The sequence below is a fragment of the Alteromonas sp. ABD4_190 genome, from assembly GCF_056160105.1.
On the sequence record NZ_JBSWWN010000002.1, the window covers coordinates 142,890 to 159,589 of the forward strand.

At 44.0% G+C, this 16,700-nt stretch carries 8 protein-coding genes; all 8 read right to left on the reverse strand.

Translation table 11 applies throughout. The annotated features are described in order from the left end of the window. Position 1: 1 nt before the first annotated feature. Positions 2–1,483 (reverse strand): MFS transporter, encoded by a 1,482-nt coding sequence (locus ACXAFM_RS18200; protein WP_474835693.1) that lies wholly within the window; start codon positions 1,481–1,483, stop codon positions 2–4. Between the two features lie 38 nt (positions 1,484–1,521). Then, a complete protein-coding gene (locus tag ACXAFM_RS18205) occupies positions 1,522–3,420 on the reverse strand; it encodes a glycoside hydrolase family 13 protein (protein WP_474835695.1) in 1,899 nt (632 codons plus the stop codon). A 176-nt stretch (positions 3,421–3,596) separates the two neighbouring features. After that, positions 3,597–5,540 carry an alpha-amylase family protein gene (locus ACXAFM_RS18210; RefSeq protein WP_474835697.1) on the reverse strand — a complete coding sequence of 648 codons (1,944 nt, stop codon included), beginning with the start codon at positions 5,538–5,540 and terminating at the stop codon, positions 3,597–3,599. A 131-nt stretch (positions 5,541–5,671) separates the two neighbouring features. Further along, positions 5,672–6,583, reverse strand: a complete 912-nt coding sequence (locus tag ACXAFM_RS18215) for a PEP-CTERM/exosortase system-associated acyltransferase (protein WP_474835699.1) — start codon at positions 6,581–6,583, stop codon at positions 5,672–5,674. Positions 6,584–6,684: 101 nt separating this feature from the next. Beyond that, positions 6,685–7,194 carry an RNA methyltransferase gene (locus tag ACXAFM_RS18220; RefSeq protein WP_474835700.1) on the reverse strand — a complete coding sequence of 170 codons (510 nt, stop codon included), beginning with the start codon at positions 7,192–7,194 and terminating at the stop codon, positions 6,685–6,687. 697 nt (positions 7,195–7,891) lie between these two features. Beyond that, positions 7,892–8,752, reverse strand: a complete 861-nt coding sequence (locus ACXAFM_RS18225; protein WP_474835702.1) for a patatin-like phospholipase family protein — start codon at positions 8,750–8,752, stop codon at positions 7,892–7,894. A gap of 167 nt (positions 8,753–8,919) precedes the next feature. After that, a complete protein-coding gene (locus tag ACXAFM_RS18230) occupies positions 8,920–13,251 on the reverse strand; it encodes an alpha-1,6-glucosidase domain-containing protein (RefSeq protein ID WP_474835857.1) in 4,332 nt (1,443 codons plus the stop codon). An 83-nt stretch (positions 13,252–13,334) separates the two neighbouring features. Further along, on the reverse strand, positions 13,335–16,385 hold the full coding sequence (locus ACXAFM_RS18235; protein ID WP_474835703.1) for a TonB-dependent receptor: 3,051 nt from the start codon (positions 16,383–16,385) through the stop codon (positions 13,335–13,337). Positions 16,386–16,700: the final 315 nt, after the last annotated feature.

Here is a 16,700-nt window from a genome sequence, read left to right on the forward strand (position 1 = left end):
ATTAAGCTCCCTGCTCAGCTTCAAGTTCTTGTTTATCCGTCTCTTTAACGAAAAAGACAGACACGGCACCAATGAGCATAGAAACACCGGCCACGACAATTATGTACTTGGCATCGTTGTTAAATACACTGCTTAAGATCCAACCGGCAGTTAAACCTGAAACAATTTGCGGTGCAGCCACGGTGAAGTTGAATATTCCCATGTAAACACCCGTCTTGTTCGCGGGTAGTGCGCCGGCTAACATGGCGTAAGGCATAGCAAGAATTGCCGCCCACGCAATACCTACCCCTATCATTGGGGTAAGTAGTTTCACTGCGCCTAACGGCACAGTTACTTCAGTAATAAGCAGGTTAACATTCACCATAGTAAGGTCTTGGAATAGTAAGAAACTTACATAGCTAAGGCCACCTAGCGCTAAAGACGAAGCGTATACAGTCTTGCGACCGAATTTATCTGCCAGCTTTGCTAAGAAAATGGAAAAAATAGCAGCGAACACAGAATATGCCGCGAAAAGTATACCTACCCAGTCACCAGCAGCACCTTTTGCCATAACAATAGTTTCAGGCACCATAGGCGCAGCGGCGATATAAGCGGGATCAAACCATTGCTTATCTACGTTCCAAATATGTTGAGTAATCGCAGGTGTGGTGTAAACCCACATAATAAAAAGCGCAAACCAAGAAAAAAACTGAACAACAGCCAGTTGTTTCATGGTGGTTGGCATGTCTTTTACTAAAACGAAAAACTCACCTAAGCGCTGGCCAAGCGGTGCTTTAGCCTTACTTTCACTTGCAGGGGCTTCTTCGGTAAGGCCCTTGTAGCGATTGTATTCGTCTGGCGCATACTCTTTCGTGCGTATAACGGTCCAAATAACCGTACCTAGTAGTACAGTCGCACCTATGTAGAATGCCCACATTACAGAAGGCGCAACCTCCCCCATTTGAGCGGTATTTTCTAGGCCTACCACATTAGTTAGAATGAATGGCAGTATAGAGCCAATTACCGCGCCGATATTGATAAGAAGCGACTGTATTGAATAACCCACGTTGCGCTGTGACGCTGGTACCATATCAGATACCAAAGAGCGAAACGGTTGGAAACACACATTAAACGATGCATCCATCAGTGCAACCATTAAAGCGCCCATAACCATAGGCGCTAAGAAGGCAACGAAGATCGGCGCATTGGGTAATAAGATCATACCTACCACCGCGGCTATCGCCCCAGCAAGTATAAACGGCCGGCGGCGGCCCAATCGATTCCACGTTCTATCTGATGCCGAGCCAACAATGGGCTGCACTATCAAGCCCATAATGGGCGCTACAAGCCAAAATAGTGATAGTGAATGAAGATCTGCACCTAGGTCCGATAGTATTCGACTAACGTTCGCGTTTTGCAGTGCAAAACCAAATTGAACACCCAGAAAGCCAAAACTGACATTCCATATTTGCCAAAAGGAAAGGCGTGGTTGAGTTGCTTGCATATTTTGCTCTATTTATTGTTTTAATTTAATTGATACGGTTATTGCACAATAAACACATTAGCCGACATAGCAGGAAGGCTTATGGTTTCAAAGGCGTTAAATGTTTGACCGTCGCTCACGCGAGTTATTGATACATCCGTACCCAATACTTCTGCGTACTTTGCTAAAGATAAATCTACCGATTTTTTATTGAGGATAACCATAAGCTTCTGCGCTGTATCCTCGGCTACACGAAAATACGTGTAAACACCGTCTACGGGCGCATAATGTTTAAGCTCACCTTTAAAGAGTTGAGGATGAGATTGACGCAGCGCTAATAGCTTTTTTATACGCTCTTGAGCCCACTGCTCGTCATCAGAAAGGCCTTTGCCGCTAAACGCATTTTTTTCGCTATCCGATGGCCACCCGCCAGGAAAATCAGACCGGATAATACCGTGATCTTCTGTCCCTTCATTACCCATCAAAATCTCAGTTCCATAGAATACTTGAGGTATACCGCGCGTTGTTAAAAACAACGTCATTGCCATATTCCACTTGGCCTTGTCGTTATTTAATTGGGTGAAAATTCTGCTCATGTCGTGATTATCCGGAAAGATAACCAGATTATTTGGATCACCATACAAGAAATCGGTAGCTAATGTCTCATAAACTGAAATAAAACCAGAATTCCAGCTTTCATCGCTATTAAGCGCTTTAACAACGGCAGCCTGAAGAGGAAAGTCCATTACAGATGGCAAAGCACTGTCGTAATCGTCGTGGCGTTTGCTACCTGCTTGCCAATAAGCCGTAATCACAGGGTTTACCGACCACTCTTCACCTACTATGTTGAAGTTAGGATATTCTTTCATGATACGGTTAGTCCACTGACTTAAAAACGCTTTATCAGGATATGAATAAGTGTCTACTCGTATGCCACTCAGATTTGCTGTTTCCACCCACCAAATAGCATTTTGAATCAAATAAGTTGCCAAATGTGGGTTGCGCTGGTTCAGGTCAGGCATGGTTGGTACAAACCAACCGTCACTAAACCCTTTGATATCGCTCGCTATGGCATGAGGGTCGTGAAGCGATTCACGCTTATGGGTAGTACCGACAAACTGTCCATTATTGTTTATCCAATCAGCAGACGGTGTATCCTCCATCCATACATGCTCACTACCGATATGATTAAGCACCATATCCATGATAACGCCAATGCCGTTTTCGTTGGCTTTTTTACTTAGCTTTACAAAAGCGTCATTAGAGCCAAAACGCGGGTCTATAGTGTAATAGTCGGTGGTTGAATAGCCATGGTAACTGTACTTTTCCATCGCATTTTCAAGCATCGGCATGGTCCATATTTGGGTGAACCCCATCTCTTTTATATAGTCGATGTTGTTAACAATGCCCTGAATATCCCCGCCATGACGTCCGCCTTTAAAGGCCCTATCTACTTTATCTTGATACCCATCAATGTTGTCATTTTCCACGCTGCCATTAGCGAATCGGTCAGGGGCAATTAGGTAAATGGCATCTTCAGGTCCGAAGCCTTCTCTCGACGACGAACCTTTAGCTCGTTTTTTCAATGAATAGTGAATGTCCCGTGAACTTCCTTCTTCGTCTTTTAACGTCAGTACCAATTCTTGCGGGTTCGCTTCAGCAAGATCTAACGTTACAAAAAGATAGTTTTCACTATCAAGTGCCCTGCTTTGCTTTATTTGGACACTGCCTTTTGAAACGGAAACCTTGTCATCGGCCACGTCTTTGCCAGAAATCATCAGTTCTACTTCATCATGTTGCATACCTGCCCACCAGTTGGGCGGGTAAACGTCTAGGTTATTTTCTTGTGAGGAAAAAGCAGAAAATGCAGGAAATAAAGTAGCAAGGCTCACAACGAGTGAGAGCGAGACACTGCGTGATGGGAAAATAGCATTAGATACGCGGTTGCGATTAAACATATAGACACCGATGTTAAAAATACGTTAAGTGCAAAATATTACCGAGATACTACATTGCATAGCCTGACTGACCAATGCTCTGCATACGTATTCACGAGATACCATGCCAATACACATGGTCTCTCGTTTAAATAAAATCTCTAGTATTCGATTTCGTTAATAGCTTTACACACTATCTAGAAGGCAAATACTTTCGTCTCTAGCCCTTCTAGTGATAACGAGGCTCTGTAGTTAATATCATCTTTTTCTAGGCTAATGCTGTCATGAGAAAGAAGTGGCTCAAGGCTAATAGTTTTGCTAGTTACATCTAATACGCTCGCTGGTACTGTAAATTTTATTTCCCTTACTGGTGCATCACTGAAGTTAGCGATAACGACAAAACCATGATCATCTTGTACGCGAGCAAATGTAAATTGCTGCTCTGAATACGCTGAATTTTCGACGCCAAGATTGAGCGAATGGAGGCTTTGGTACTCACCAACGATGGCCGGATTAGTAGCGGCGATAGACATCACGCGTTCGTAAAACTTATGCAGTTCTTTTTCTTCCTTTGTGGATTGACCACCATCAAATTTTCCATCATTCATAAACCGCTGGTGAGCAGGAACGCCAACGTAATCGAAAATAGACGTACGCGTTGGGTCGCCAAAACCTGTCTCTTCGCTACCGTCTTCGCCCACATCTTGGCCAAAATAAAGCAGCGTTGGAGAACTGCTTATAAGCGCACTTACCGCAAGCGCTGGCTTGCCTTTTTCAGCGCTACCAGCAAAGTCAGGGCTAGCGATACGCTGCTCATCATGGTTCTCTAAAAAGTGCAGCATATGCGGTGCGATATCGCTAACTTCTTTATGGACAGCGACTAGATCAGTAACTTTTCCCTTTCCTTGCATAATTGCTTTTAACGTATCGTAAAACCCTACCTTGTCGTATAGATAGTCCATCTTGCCTTTATGCAGGTAATCGCGATATTTGTCTGGCTGGTATACCTCTGCCAGCAAGAATGCATCAGGTGCTTTTTGCTTTATGCTGCTGTTAAGAAAAGACCAAAACTCTACTGGCACCATTTCAGCCATGTCAAAACGAAATCCATCAACACCTTTATCAATCCAATAGTGAGCAATGTCTCTGAATTTGTACCACGAATCAGGAAGATCTTTTCCTTGCCAAAACGCGGCGTGCGCTTCGATAGATTTTTGACTGTATTCGTCAGGTAGCAAGGGAAAATCATAAGTGCCATCTGGCTTCACGCCATAGTTCACCTTTACCGTTTCATACCAGTCGTTAATATCTGGCTGCGCTGCCCTTGCACCATTCCCTGTCCACTTTGCAGGAAACTCATCGAACTTACCGTCTGACAATGGGTGGGGTTCGCCGCCTAGAGGCTGGTAGCTGTCAGCAGTGGGTACTTGAAATGCTTCACCCACAACATAATAAAAGTTGTTGTCACGAGCATACTGTACAGACGTGTCATCGTTTGCGCCAAAATCGACTGTACCTTCTGGCGCAGAAAGCGAATGATAATCACGGGCCACATGGTTAGGAACAATATCGATAATAACTTTCATACCCGCAGCATGCGTTCTTTCAATCAGAGCTTCGAATTCTTCTAAGCGCTTAGCAGGGTTATCAGCTAGATCAGGGTTAACATTATAATAATCTTTAACGGCGTATGGTGAACCAGCGCGGCCTTTAACCACATCTGGGTCGTCATTTGAAATACCGAAGTCGGTATAATCATTGATTACCGCATGATGTGGCACGCCGGTATACCAAATATGACTGGTGCCTAAAGCTTTAATGGCTTCAAGGGCTTTAGGGGTAAAGTCGCTGAATTTGCCTACGCCATTTTGCTCAACCGTACCCCAAGGCTGGTTGGTAGAATTAGTATTTCCAAATAGTCGAGTAAACACTTGGTAGACCACAGGTTTCCCTTGCCTTTCACTGTTTTCAGAATGCGTTGACATATCACCTTGTTGATTTGATGCTGAAGGCCTACTTCCTTCACCCTCAAGTGTTTGATTATTTACTGATGGAGATGGACCAGTACACGCCATTAAACCCAACGAAAGCATAGCAACAGATAAAGGCTTAAGAGAAAAAGTCGACTTTTGATTAAGCATAGTATTCGTGACAAAAATGTAAATGATGCCAACAGGATACGCGTTAAATGTATGTTAAAAAACATGCATACGTATTCAGAAATGAAAAAGCCGTCCAAGAGGACGGCTAATAAATATCGCGATATTAAAATTTAAGCAGCTTGCGCCACTCGCAAAGGTTTCTGCGTCGGACGAGCAGTGTGTGCTGGAAGAGTTTCAATAGCATTTAACGCACTATCAAGCTCGTTATGGATCTTTTTGTGAAAACTTTTAAGAGGCTTGGCTAAATCCTCTAATAATACTTGTGGCGATAACCTGTAAGGCACACGCTTACCGTTAAACTCTACTGCGTCGCCTACTGAATTAAAATTAATGCCAAATGCTTTCATTCTTCGTGCTAACTTTGGCTCCATCAAAACGTATGCGTGCTTAACATTTAGATGTTGGCAAATGCTGGTTGCCATTAAATACAGCGCAATAGACAGGTAAGGAAAGTGCTCAACATTAAATGGCGTACTTTTCTTTTGCTTTATTTTTTCAAGCTTTTCCAATGGCAGAATTTTAGAACGCATTTGGCGAACTCTGAACTCTCTTGGGATTGCCAATCTTGATATCTCACACACGCTTAATGGGTCGCAATTAGAGGGTAGCAGAGCGCAATCTTCAAACGCTTCAGCGCATTTTTCCTCTAAAGGTAACGATAATCCAGCTTCAGTTGGCAACACCAATCGAATTGTACCCGCGCATTCACCTGTCGGGCGGTGTTTGATATAACAATTGATTGCGCGATCATCGTACTTATCTTTTTCAATAGCAGCAGCGTTTTTTTGCTCGAAGCTCATTTCCTCGCAATAGACTTTATGGCGGGTTTTGTAGCTAACTTGTTTTTCATTTTCTTCGTTCGCTACAACGAGTTCATAACGGCTAAAAAAGAAATTGGAAATACTTTCTTCAAGTGACAATCGGCGTGGAAATGCTTTAAGCAGTTGTCGAGGTAACTGGTTTAACTTATTAGTTACAGCACTATTTAGCGCACGAGCAGCGCTCATTGTTGTTGTTTTCAACGCAAAAGTCCCCTAAATTTAGTTTATTGTTTGGCTTATGGGTAACTTCCTGTTAGCAACAGTAGCCTTAGGTTTATTTTTCTTAGTTAATAATTAAATCGCTATCTTATTTTTGTCTTATTATTCGTATCTCGGCTCTGTCTGATAAGTGCATCCCCACTTACGTACTCAGACTTTGATAAACGGTCATACAGTAAAACATTGGCCGTGGCCGCCAAATTCATACACGAATAAGTAGGTACATAGACGACGTGATCGCACCATGACAAAACATCTTCGCCTACGCTTCCATCTTCTGGCCCTAAAATATAAAAAGCATTTTCAGGATGTTCGAACCTTGGTAAAGGCTCAGCACCTTCAACAAGTTCAACCGCAACTATGGACGCCCCTTTTGGAGCAACATCCCGTAAATTGTCAACGCCAACTGTCGGGATTACTTTATGAAACGCTTTCGTATCTGCATTAAAGTCTTTAGCGAAACGATAACGCTGTCCCGTATAAAATACACTAGCGACACCGTAGCATCCCGCAGCACGCAAAATAGACGCTACATTGACTGGATTTTTTGGGTTTACTAGCCCAATCGAAATTTTTTGATTTGCTATTTGCACGTTTTACTAGCTTTTTATTATTTGAGTTTGATACTGCCACGACTTAAAGGAAGCTACTACGCGTAACCTTAAAAGTTAGTCATAAGTATTAGAACGAATACACAAAACTTACAGCAACCTCATCGTGACTGATGGGTTGTTACTGGTGATCAGTTGTCTGTTATTACCTTCGCAGAATCCTATACGCCGAGCTATTTAAATGCTCTAAGTGCTATTTGCCCTTTTACAACTTTACGCTTTTTTATTTTTCCCCGAGCGTTTCACATATACGTAATTAACGTATTAAAGAAAATAACTAATGTTGCTTAGGTTACAGCAAATTGCAGACCAACAACGTGAAAATTTTGCAAATTCGGTGCAAAGTTTACATTTTTGATAATAAGCAGAAGACAAACACGCTTTTTATCAGTTAGTTATGATTTTATTAAAGGATTAAGCGCCTCTAACATTTTGTAAAAAGGTATTAGTTATATTACTAGATTGTTTGCTCAATTAGGGCCAAACACCAATAAGAAGCGGAAGTGATAAGTACAATATAGGTGATAAGCTGATGATGTGTTGCCATTTTGAAACACGATAAACTCTTGTAAATCAGAGCTTTCCTTACGAGCAAAAAAAAGCCTAATTGAAATCCAAGCTTTTAACGACAACTGTTGCTAAAATCATACAACCTCAAGAAAAAATTATTAAGGGAGCTTTACGCTATCTGATAATTTTTACCAACCTCATTAGTATTTAGGCTCTTAAGATGGCGTCTGGCCATACGCCTACCCTGTCCATAACCTCTCAATAACTTTTTCTTGTCCATAGTTAGTCGTTTAACGCAGAAAGCTTCGTCTGGCGCTATTACCCTAATGGTGCAGTCTCTTGGTGGGTTATGGAGAAAATCGAGGGTTTCATTATAAATTGCTGCACGCTGAAGCATCTTTTCTAGAATAGCGGGCTGGTCTCCATACACCTTCTGCATTAACCAGGTTGATTTTACTTCAGGTTTGGTAAATCCAAGAGGTTGTGAAAGTATCACGGTAATGTCTCTTGCGCCCATCTTATAGGCTTTAATAGCTGGTATTGCATCGGCAACGCCGCCATCAAGATAGCGTGTACCGTTTATCATTATTTCATCCCTATATGCGGTGGGTAACGCACAAGAAGCTACCATCAAATCATCTACATTATCCTTCGTGGCCTTTATATATTCACACTCACCAGATTCGGCATTCGTAATCCCTACGAACAAAGGTATGCTGCTCTTTTCGCCAGGGGCGGGAATGTTCAATGACTGCTTTGAGTGGTGCCATAACCAATGGACATCCGTCATATGCCCCCCTTTTATGAAACGAAGCGGACTGAAGAACTCTCGCTTGGTTGCATATTGGGTGATAATAGTTTTACTCAAACCGTGCATTTTAGAGACGTAAGTCGACAAATTTGTCGCCCCAGCGGACACCCCTAGCGTAAAATCAAAGGGATAATAGTCTTGCTCCATGAATTTATCTAGAACGCCTGCCGCAAATATTCCACGCATAGCGCCGCCTTCTACAACTAATGCACTTTTCATCTGTTCTCTCCCTGTAGATACATTCACAACTTTCTGGTACGACCACTGTCGGTAACAACCATCCTACAAGAGAATCAAGAGATATGCCAAGAAGAAAAAACCGCGAACAAAGTCGCGGTTTTTTAAATATTAACGTCTAAACGTTAATTGGGCTCGTTGATGAGAATTTATTTCATCACTACAGTTAACATGGGCGCATTACCATCGGGGCCGGCAACCTTAAACTCATACAAACCAGATTCAGCTATTTCAATCATAAGGTTGTTATTACTTGCTCCAAGTATTTTAGGCTCGCCAGGCGTGACAGCGTTACTCGCGGCATCATTAGGATTACCCAGGTTTACCGTCGACCAATCTTCAGAGGCAACTTTAAATTCGATGCTGCCTGCGCTTAACTCAATGTTAGCTGTGTAGACACCTTCTCCTTGATATTCAAACATATCTGCTGCGCCCCATCCGTTCATGCCACCACGGATGTAGACTTGAGTATCACCCCAAAACGCTTCTTTGAACACACCGATGGTAGGCGCGTCTATATCAGTTACGTTGAACACGAACACATAGCGGTCAGCAGTTTCAATATTTAGAACAAGGTTATCGTTAGTCGCAGCCAACCCGAGAGTTTGACCTGGCACTAAGTTGCGATCGGCATCGTCGGCGGACAAAGCACCAAAGTTCACGGTACTCCAATCTTCAGACGCCACTTTAAACTCGTAAGTGCCAGGCTCAATATCTCGAGCAAAGGTATAGATACGCCCACCTTGGTAAGAGAACTCCTCGTCTGTCCCCCATCCATTCATTGCACCACGAAGATACACAGGCGTTCCAACGTAGGGCTCTTCGTTTTCAACCATCAGAATAGGCGCTTCGCTGTCTGATGCATCAATGGTAAACAGGTATGTTGCACTGATATCAGGGGTAAACGACAAGTTAGTGTTAGTACGTGCAAGTACTTTCTCTTCACCTGCGATCACCAACCCTTCTTCACCATCGGCAGCACCAAAATTCACGGTACTCCAATCTTCAGAGGCAAACTTAAACCCATAAGTTACGCCACCTTCAAGTGAAGCGGTAGCCGTATATACACCGTCGCCTTGGTAGGTAAATGCATCATCCGTTGACCAACCGTTCATGTCTCCACGAAGGTAAGCAAGGGTATCGCCGTAAGGCACAACGTCAGGTGCACCAGACGTGGCAAACGCTGATAGACCATAACCTTGAGCGCCAGACTGTGGCTTAACAAACACGGCAATAGTAAGTGCAGGTACGGTAAAGGTACCGTTACCGTCTTCACCCTCAACAAAGCTTGCTCCGCGCACCGCTGCATCAACTGAGTTCATTTGTGTAGCGTGAAGTGAAAAGCCGGTTGCTGTATTTACAGTGATAGATTTCTCTTCGTAACCCGTGTTAACGAGTACCATCACCGCATCGTTCATCATATCTAAGTCTTGACGAGGTACTTCGCTGTTAGCTGATACACCATCGTCGATACTCATAGCGATAAGACCACGCTGTTGGCGTGCGCCGATATTGTGAAACCCAATACGGTCGATAATCTCTTCTGCAGTGGTTAACCTAAACAATGGGCTCGTCATTCGAATGTTGAGCAATTCTGCAAACACATCAGAGGCAAACATAATATCAGCCATAGACGCTGCTCGATTCGGGTTATAAATGAACTCCCCCATTTCTTCCCAACGGGCTTCATTGTCTTGTGCTAACGGTAAACCCACATTCCAGTTATTAGTCTCGTACGTGAAATCTACATAGTTAAACCAATCACCCGAGTCGTAGGTATTTCTGTCCATTGACTTAGAGCGAAGCATGTCGCCGCCCATCTGTAAAAATGGAATACCCTGAGACACTAGGTTTATACCCATTGCCACGTTTTGTGCGCGAACTCGCTGCTCTAGCGTGATGTCCTGTGGAAGCGTGTAATTTAATTGGTCCCACAAGGTTTCATTATCGTGTTTAGACACATAGTTAATGATGTCTGCCGGGTCTTCTGCATAGCCGCCCAAGTTACTCGTTGCACCGGCACTGCCCGAAGAAGTTTCCAATACATAGTCTTTAAGCGTTCCAATCATGCCCATTTTTACACGGTCTTGAGCACTTAACAGCCCATCATCTTCGGGTCTGAATATAGCGCCCTGACGAATGGCTTCACGAATGCGATCGTTATAAGTACCAATTTCAGTACCGGCCATATTTAGCTGGCTGGCTTGCTCATAACCGCGGTCTATTTTGGTCCAACCCTCGCCATAGAAGTAGTTGTCTTCATCAATAGCTTGAACAGCATCACGAAGGCGTACCATGGTATCCTTGGTCGCTTGGCTCATGATGTCAAAACGGAACGAGTCATACTTATAGTGTTCAGCCCACATTAGCAACGAGTCTTCCATGAATTTTTCCATCATGACGTTACGTGGCTCTGTGTCATCGCAGCAGGTTTCGCGCACTATCGCCCCAGTGTCCACTTCGTAACGGTGGTAATATCCTGGTACAGCTTTGTCTAGAACAGACTTACTGAAAACACCAGATGCATTGGTATGGTTATAAACCACATCAAGTGCAACACGCAGGCCCATTTCATGAAGCGCTTGGATCATAGCGCGCATTTCTACAATACGCTCAACACCTTCGGCACTAGATGCATAGCTACCTTCAGGTGCATTAAAGTGATGAGGATCGTACCCCCAGTTGAACGTATCCAGATTGCGTAAGTCATTAGTCAACTGCTGAGCTTTACCCGCTTGTGATAACGGGTCGTAAGCGTTGTATACGTCAATCAACAATGCGTCCGAGCTTTCTTCTTCACATACCGCAGCACTGCTATTTAAGCGACAAAGTTTTCCCACGGTATCGTACAAGTCAACTGTGTTGGTTGGGTCTTCGTCAATGGTTGCAATGTCATTGGTCGGAAGGATATGGAAATAGGTTAGCCCTGCGTCTACCAACTTTTTAAGGTGCTCAACCGGTGCCGTTCCCTCTTCAGTAAAGGCAAGGTATTTGCCACGATTTTCTTCAGATGTAGACATATCGCGTACGCTGAAATCACGTATGTGACCTTCATAAATAACCGCGTCTTCATAATTTTCTACCGTAGGAATGGTGTGAGTATCCCACCCCTCAGGTTTTAAATCTTCATCGGCAAGGTTTACAAAGCGTGAAAAACGCCCGTTTGTGCTAAGCGATACAGAATATGGGTCTGTTACAAGCAGCGTTTCTACGTTACCTGTAATAGGGTGATATACCGTAACCTCATAGCGATAAAGCTGACGGTCTAGCGACATATCGCCTTCATAGCGCCATACGCCTGACGCGTCATCACGCAGCATATCTATACGCTGACTCAACGTTTTATCATCGTTATAAAGCAAAAGGTCGACATTTGAAGCGGTAGGCGCCCACAGTGCAGCGGTAATACCTGCGTCTGTGTAAATGCCACCTAGCTGTGCTTCGTCAGCATCTTCTTCACCCATGGTGTAAAGCGCATCAATTGCGTTTGCCAATTGAATACCGGTCGCTGCTACAAGGGAACCATCAGCATCATATCCACCAACTACCGCTTGTGTGGTCAATACCGTTTTTGCATCTTCTACTGACCAGTCACCTTCCCATGCTTGCATTGAATTTAAATGCGGTGCACGAGCAGATTGCTCTTCGGTAAGTGTTGTACCTATTAGCGCTACTTCAGTACCATTGATACCCTCTTCCAAGGTGCTCTCTAAATCAGCCTGCGCTGAATAGTGAAGCTTTACCTCTGATACAGTTTCGGGTACGTCCCATAAAATAGTGTTGGCGTCTAACCAATGAGCACCAAAGCCTTCTATATCAACCGGCTGTGGACCAAGGGACATAATTGGAAATTCAAAGATCGTTGGTTCACCAGAAAGGGTAAAATTCATGCGTACAAAGGTTTCGTCGTCTTGAACAAGTGAGCCTTGGAAATCACCTCCCCCCATTTCTTTACCGGCGTCATCGGTACCTTTGTGTATGATAAAGTTATGACAGCTTCCGTAATCGTCTTTAAGGTCTAAGATCCAGTACGCACCATAGTTAGGATCTATGCCGCTATGAATACGACCGTTCGCCCAATCCGTGTCTGCGTCAGCATAAGCATCACACTGGTCATTGTTCCAGGTATGTAGCCTCCACCCTTCATACGCAGCGTCGTTACTTGAGTTATCCGCATCCACTGCAGCGCGGTTATAGTAAAGCACAGCTTGATTAGATGAGGGGGTGAATACAGGTGCCGGTAAACTTGGATCCGCGCCCGCTTCACAGGCATCGTTTGCCTCGTTCGGCACTAACGGCGCATCGCATTGAATAGGCGGTGGCGGCTCGCAGGCCGTTCCTGCTGCGTTTGGAACATTGGGCACTTCACAGGTAAGCAAATCGTTTGTGCCCGACTCAACGCCAGAGCCTCCGCATCCTGCAAGTGTATAAGCGCCTACTAAAAGTAACGCTGCGCGCACTACTCTCTTTTTAGTAAACATAGAATTCTCCTGAATAATTTTGCTATTTTTAGCAACCAAATGTTTATGTGGGTCGCCAAATAAATGACCTAAGATGTTGTTTTTCATAGTTGGTAGGTCATCCCTAGGTAATATTGGGTGCCAAAGTACTGAATGGTGCCGGTTTGCTCTTCAGATGCGAAATAGCTTTTTGTAGGCTCGTCAGTTACGTTGTTTACTTGAAACAGTAGGCTCCAATTGTCGTTAATCTCATAAGAGGCTTGGTAATCAATAACCAGCTCTTCATCGAAATTTACGACCTGATCGTTTACCGCTACTTGCTGAGAAACGAAAGCATCCCGATAGCGACTAGACAGGCGGGTTTCGAAGCCTTCGTATTCCCAGAAAACGGTTAATGTGGCTACATTTTCAGAAAGCCCTGGTAAATTTGCAGCGTAAACGCCATCGCCAAGGGTGCGCTGGATTTCGCTTTCCGTATAAGAGTAGCTAGCGCTAACACCTAACCCTGACCATAACCCAGGTAGCATGCTGTAAATTTGCGTGTAAGCGACTTCTAGTCCTCGAATGTAACCACCTTCTGCGTTATTTACTGCCGTGCTATAGCTACCATTTTCTGTAGGCACTGTCACAAAGATAGGGTCGCCGTTTTCATCCCGTGCTAGTTCGGCTTCTTGCCCAGTAAATTCTGGGGTTAAGTAGACTGGAACACTTACGTTGTCTGGAATGACTATGCCGTTTGCTTCAAAGTCATAAGGCTCTATTTCAATGTCTTCTACAAACGACTCAATGTCTTTATAGAAACCCGCTACAACTAAAGCACCTTCTGTATCAGAGAAGTAATATTCCCATGACACATCGTACTGTGTAGCGTAAAAAGGCTCTAAGTACGGACTATTACGGGCGTTACCACTGACCCTTGCAGTAGGGTTTGAAAGGGTAATTTCACCTGAATCTCTATCTTGAAAAGCGGTGACCGTTTCAATAGTCGTAGACGCATTTGCCGCAAAACGGTTAATTGGTGCTCTCCCCATAACCTTTGCAGCTGCCACTCGAAGTTGAGTATCATCAGTAAGTTTGAAGTTTAAGTTAATAGACGGCAGTACATCTGAATACTCGTGGCTGATTAACGCTGGACGATAAAAATTATTGATGAGCCCTACGTCATCTGTAATGTTTTGCGCGCCTGCGGTTGGGTCGCTTACTTCAACCGACGTACCCGTTTCTAAGTCTTGAATTAGCTGGGTAGCACGCTGTAGTGTAGTTGAGCTTTGTTTACTTTTAACGTATCTAACACCGATATTACCTGTAACAGGTATACTGCCAATTTCGGTATTAATATTTGCCATTAAGTAAGCCGAGTTTACGGTTTCAAATACATCACCGCTTTCTTGTAGTGTCCACGCTGTAGCCGGGCCTGTACCTGGGCCATTAATGACGCCAGCAGCCCCTGGCCCCCATGTTTGAACAGGCTGCGGTCTACCCTCTGGGAACCAGGCATTGAGCGCGCTGTTTAAGTCGACTGATAAATAGCTTGGGAAATATCCAAAGTCACCACTCCAATCAACTTGTTCAACCATATCTGACGTTAAACGAAGTGGTGGTTCACTGACCGAAAAGGCACTGTCATTACCGTATTCAAAGACAGAGCGATCATTGTTGTATTCCCGATCTGAATAACGATAGCCAAATTCAAATCCAGAAATAATGGGTACGTCTACGTAATACTGGAAGTCGACACGGTATGCATCTAGCTCATCTTTATTTTCAAATGGATAGATACCGTACTTACTCACCATGACCCGGTCTAAATCAGTAAAGGCATCAGTTTGGTTAAAGCCAATATCAGGCAGATTCAACCCGTTCAGCAAATAGGATATTTGAACGTTTTCGTCAAACACTGGGTTCGCAGCTGTCGCATCTTCGCCTACAAGCGACCATAACAAGCCGTTTCTAAAGTCACTTTCAGCACTTGAGCGAGATACGTCAAACTGAACCGATAAATCTGGAGATATTTCCCAACTAGCATTAACACCCAAGTTTGTAACACTGTCGAAATCTTGATTGTCGTCGTTTACCAGTTCAACTCGGGTGAAGCTATTGTCTGTACGAGAAAAAGTACCGCCAACGACGCTGTTGTTAACTACAACCGGGTTAGTAATACCCGCGTTAATACCGCCTAACTTAACGCGAAATCCCCGAGCAAAAGCTTCAGAATCAAATTTTGAAATGAAGGCATCAGCTTTTAGCGTAAACGTATCGATAGGCGCCCATTCAAACGCTGCAACGTAGCCATCGCGCGTTTCTTCACCGCCCTTGTGCTGCATCTCAAAACCTTCTGAAATGAGTTCACAGTTTGGACAATCTGCCGGGCCGTCGGTATCCCCTTCCAGGCCATCAACATCTACCTGACCGTTATACGCTAAACCGATGAACTGCGTAGAAACGCTTGGCTGAAATAGACGTGCATAACCCAATGATACGCCCAAGGTATCGTCTAGGAACTTGCCTTGATAAGAAAAGCTTAGTCTATGACCGTATTCTGTAGCATCGCTTATTTCGGATGCTCTATCGTTATACATACCACGCATGTTGGCGCTGAACTTATGTTGCTCTTCAATGGCCAGAGGTGATGCTGTTTTTAGTTCTACCGTACCCGCAATGCCGCCTTCAATAAGCGATGCCTTGGGAGATTTATAAACCGCTGCCTCGCTAATAAGCTCAGACGGATATTGGTCAAATTCAATAGCGCGACTTCCGCTGGTGGATACCTGCTCTCTACCGTTTAACGTTGAAAAAACAAAGTCGCCTGATAAACCGCGAATATTTATCTGAGCAGCTTGTCCGCCGGTACGCACTGCCGAAATACCTGGCAAACGGGTCAAAGCATCTGCCATAGATACGTCGGGAAGCCCGCCAAGGTCATCTGCAGATATTTGCTCAGAAACCGTGTCAGAGAAACGTTTTTGATTGAGTGATTGAATTAAGCTGGTACTGAAACCACGTACTTCGATACGCTCTAAGGTATCTTCTTGTGGACGTTCAACTTTATCTTCGGGAGTGTCAGGTGACTCTTGAGCATAGAGCGGTAGCGCACTAAACGCGACCCCACTACTGATCAAGGCCGCCATTATAGTGCTGGGTTTGAATGTTTTCATTGGTGTCCCATCCTTGTTTATTATCGACATTTTTAGGACTACCACACCCAAAAATGCCTTTTATACCAATCCGCATAGATAAGTGCTCACTCAGAAGGTTCTGGCAGGGCGAGTGGGTAATTATCTATGCGGACTGGTTTTATGCTTCAACACCAAATACTACTGGTTTGTATAAAAAGAGAGCAACGCTATGCATACGTATTCATTTACATTTATGAAGCATTATTTAAACAAAGTTCAGAAGTGATTGTTTTATATAACTTTTGCAGGAGGGATGTCAGCAGATTAGGCCAGTTACTTATGGGAAATTATAAC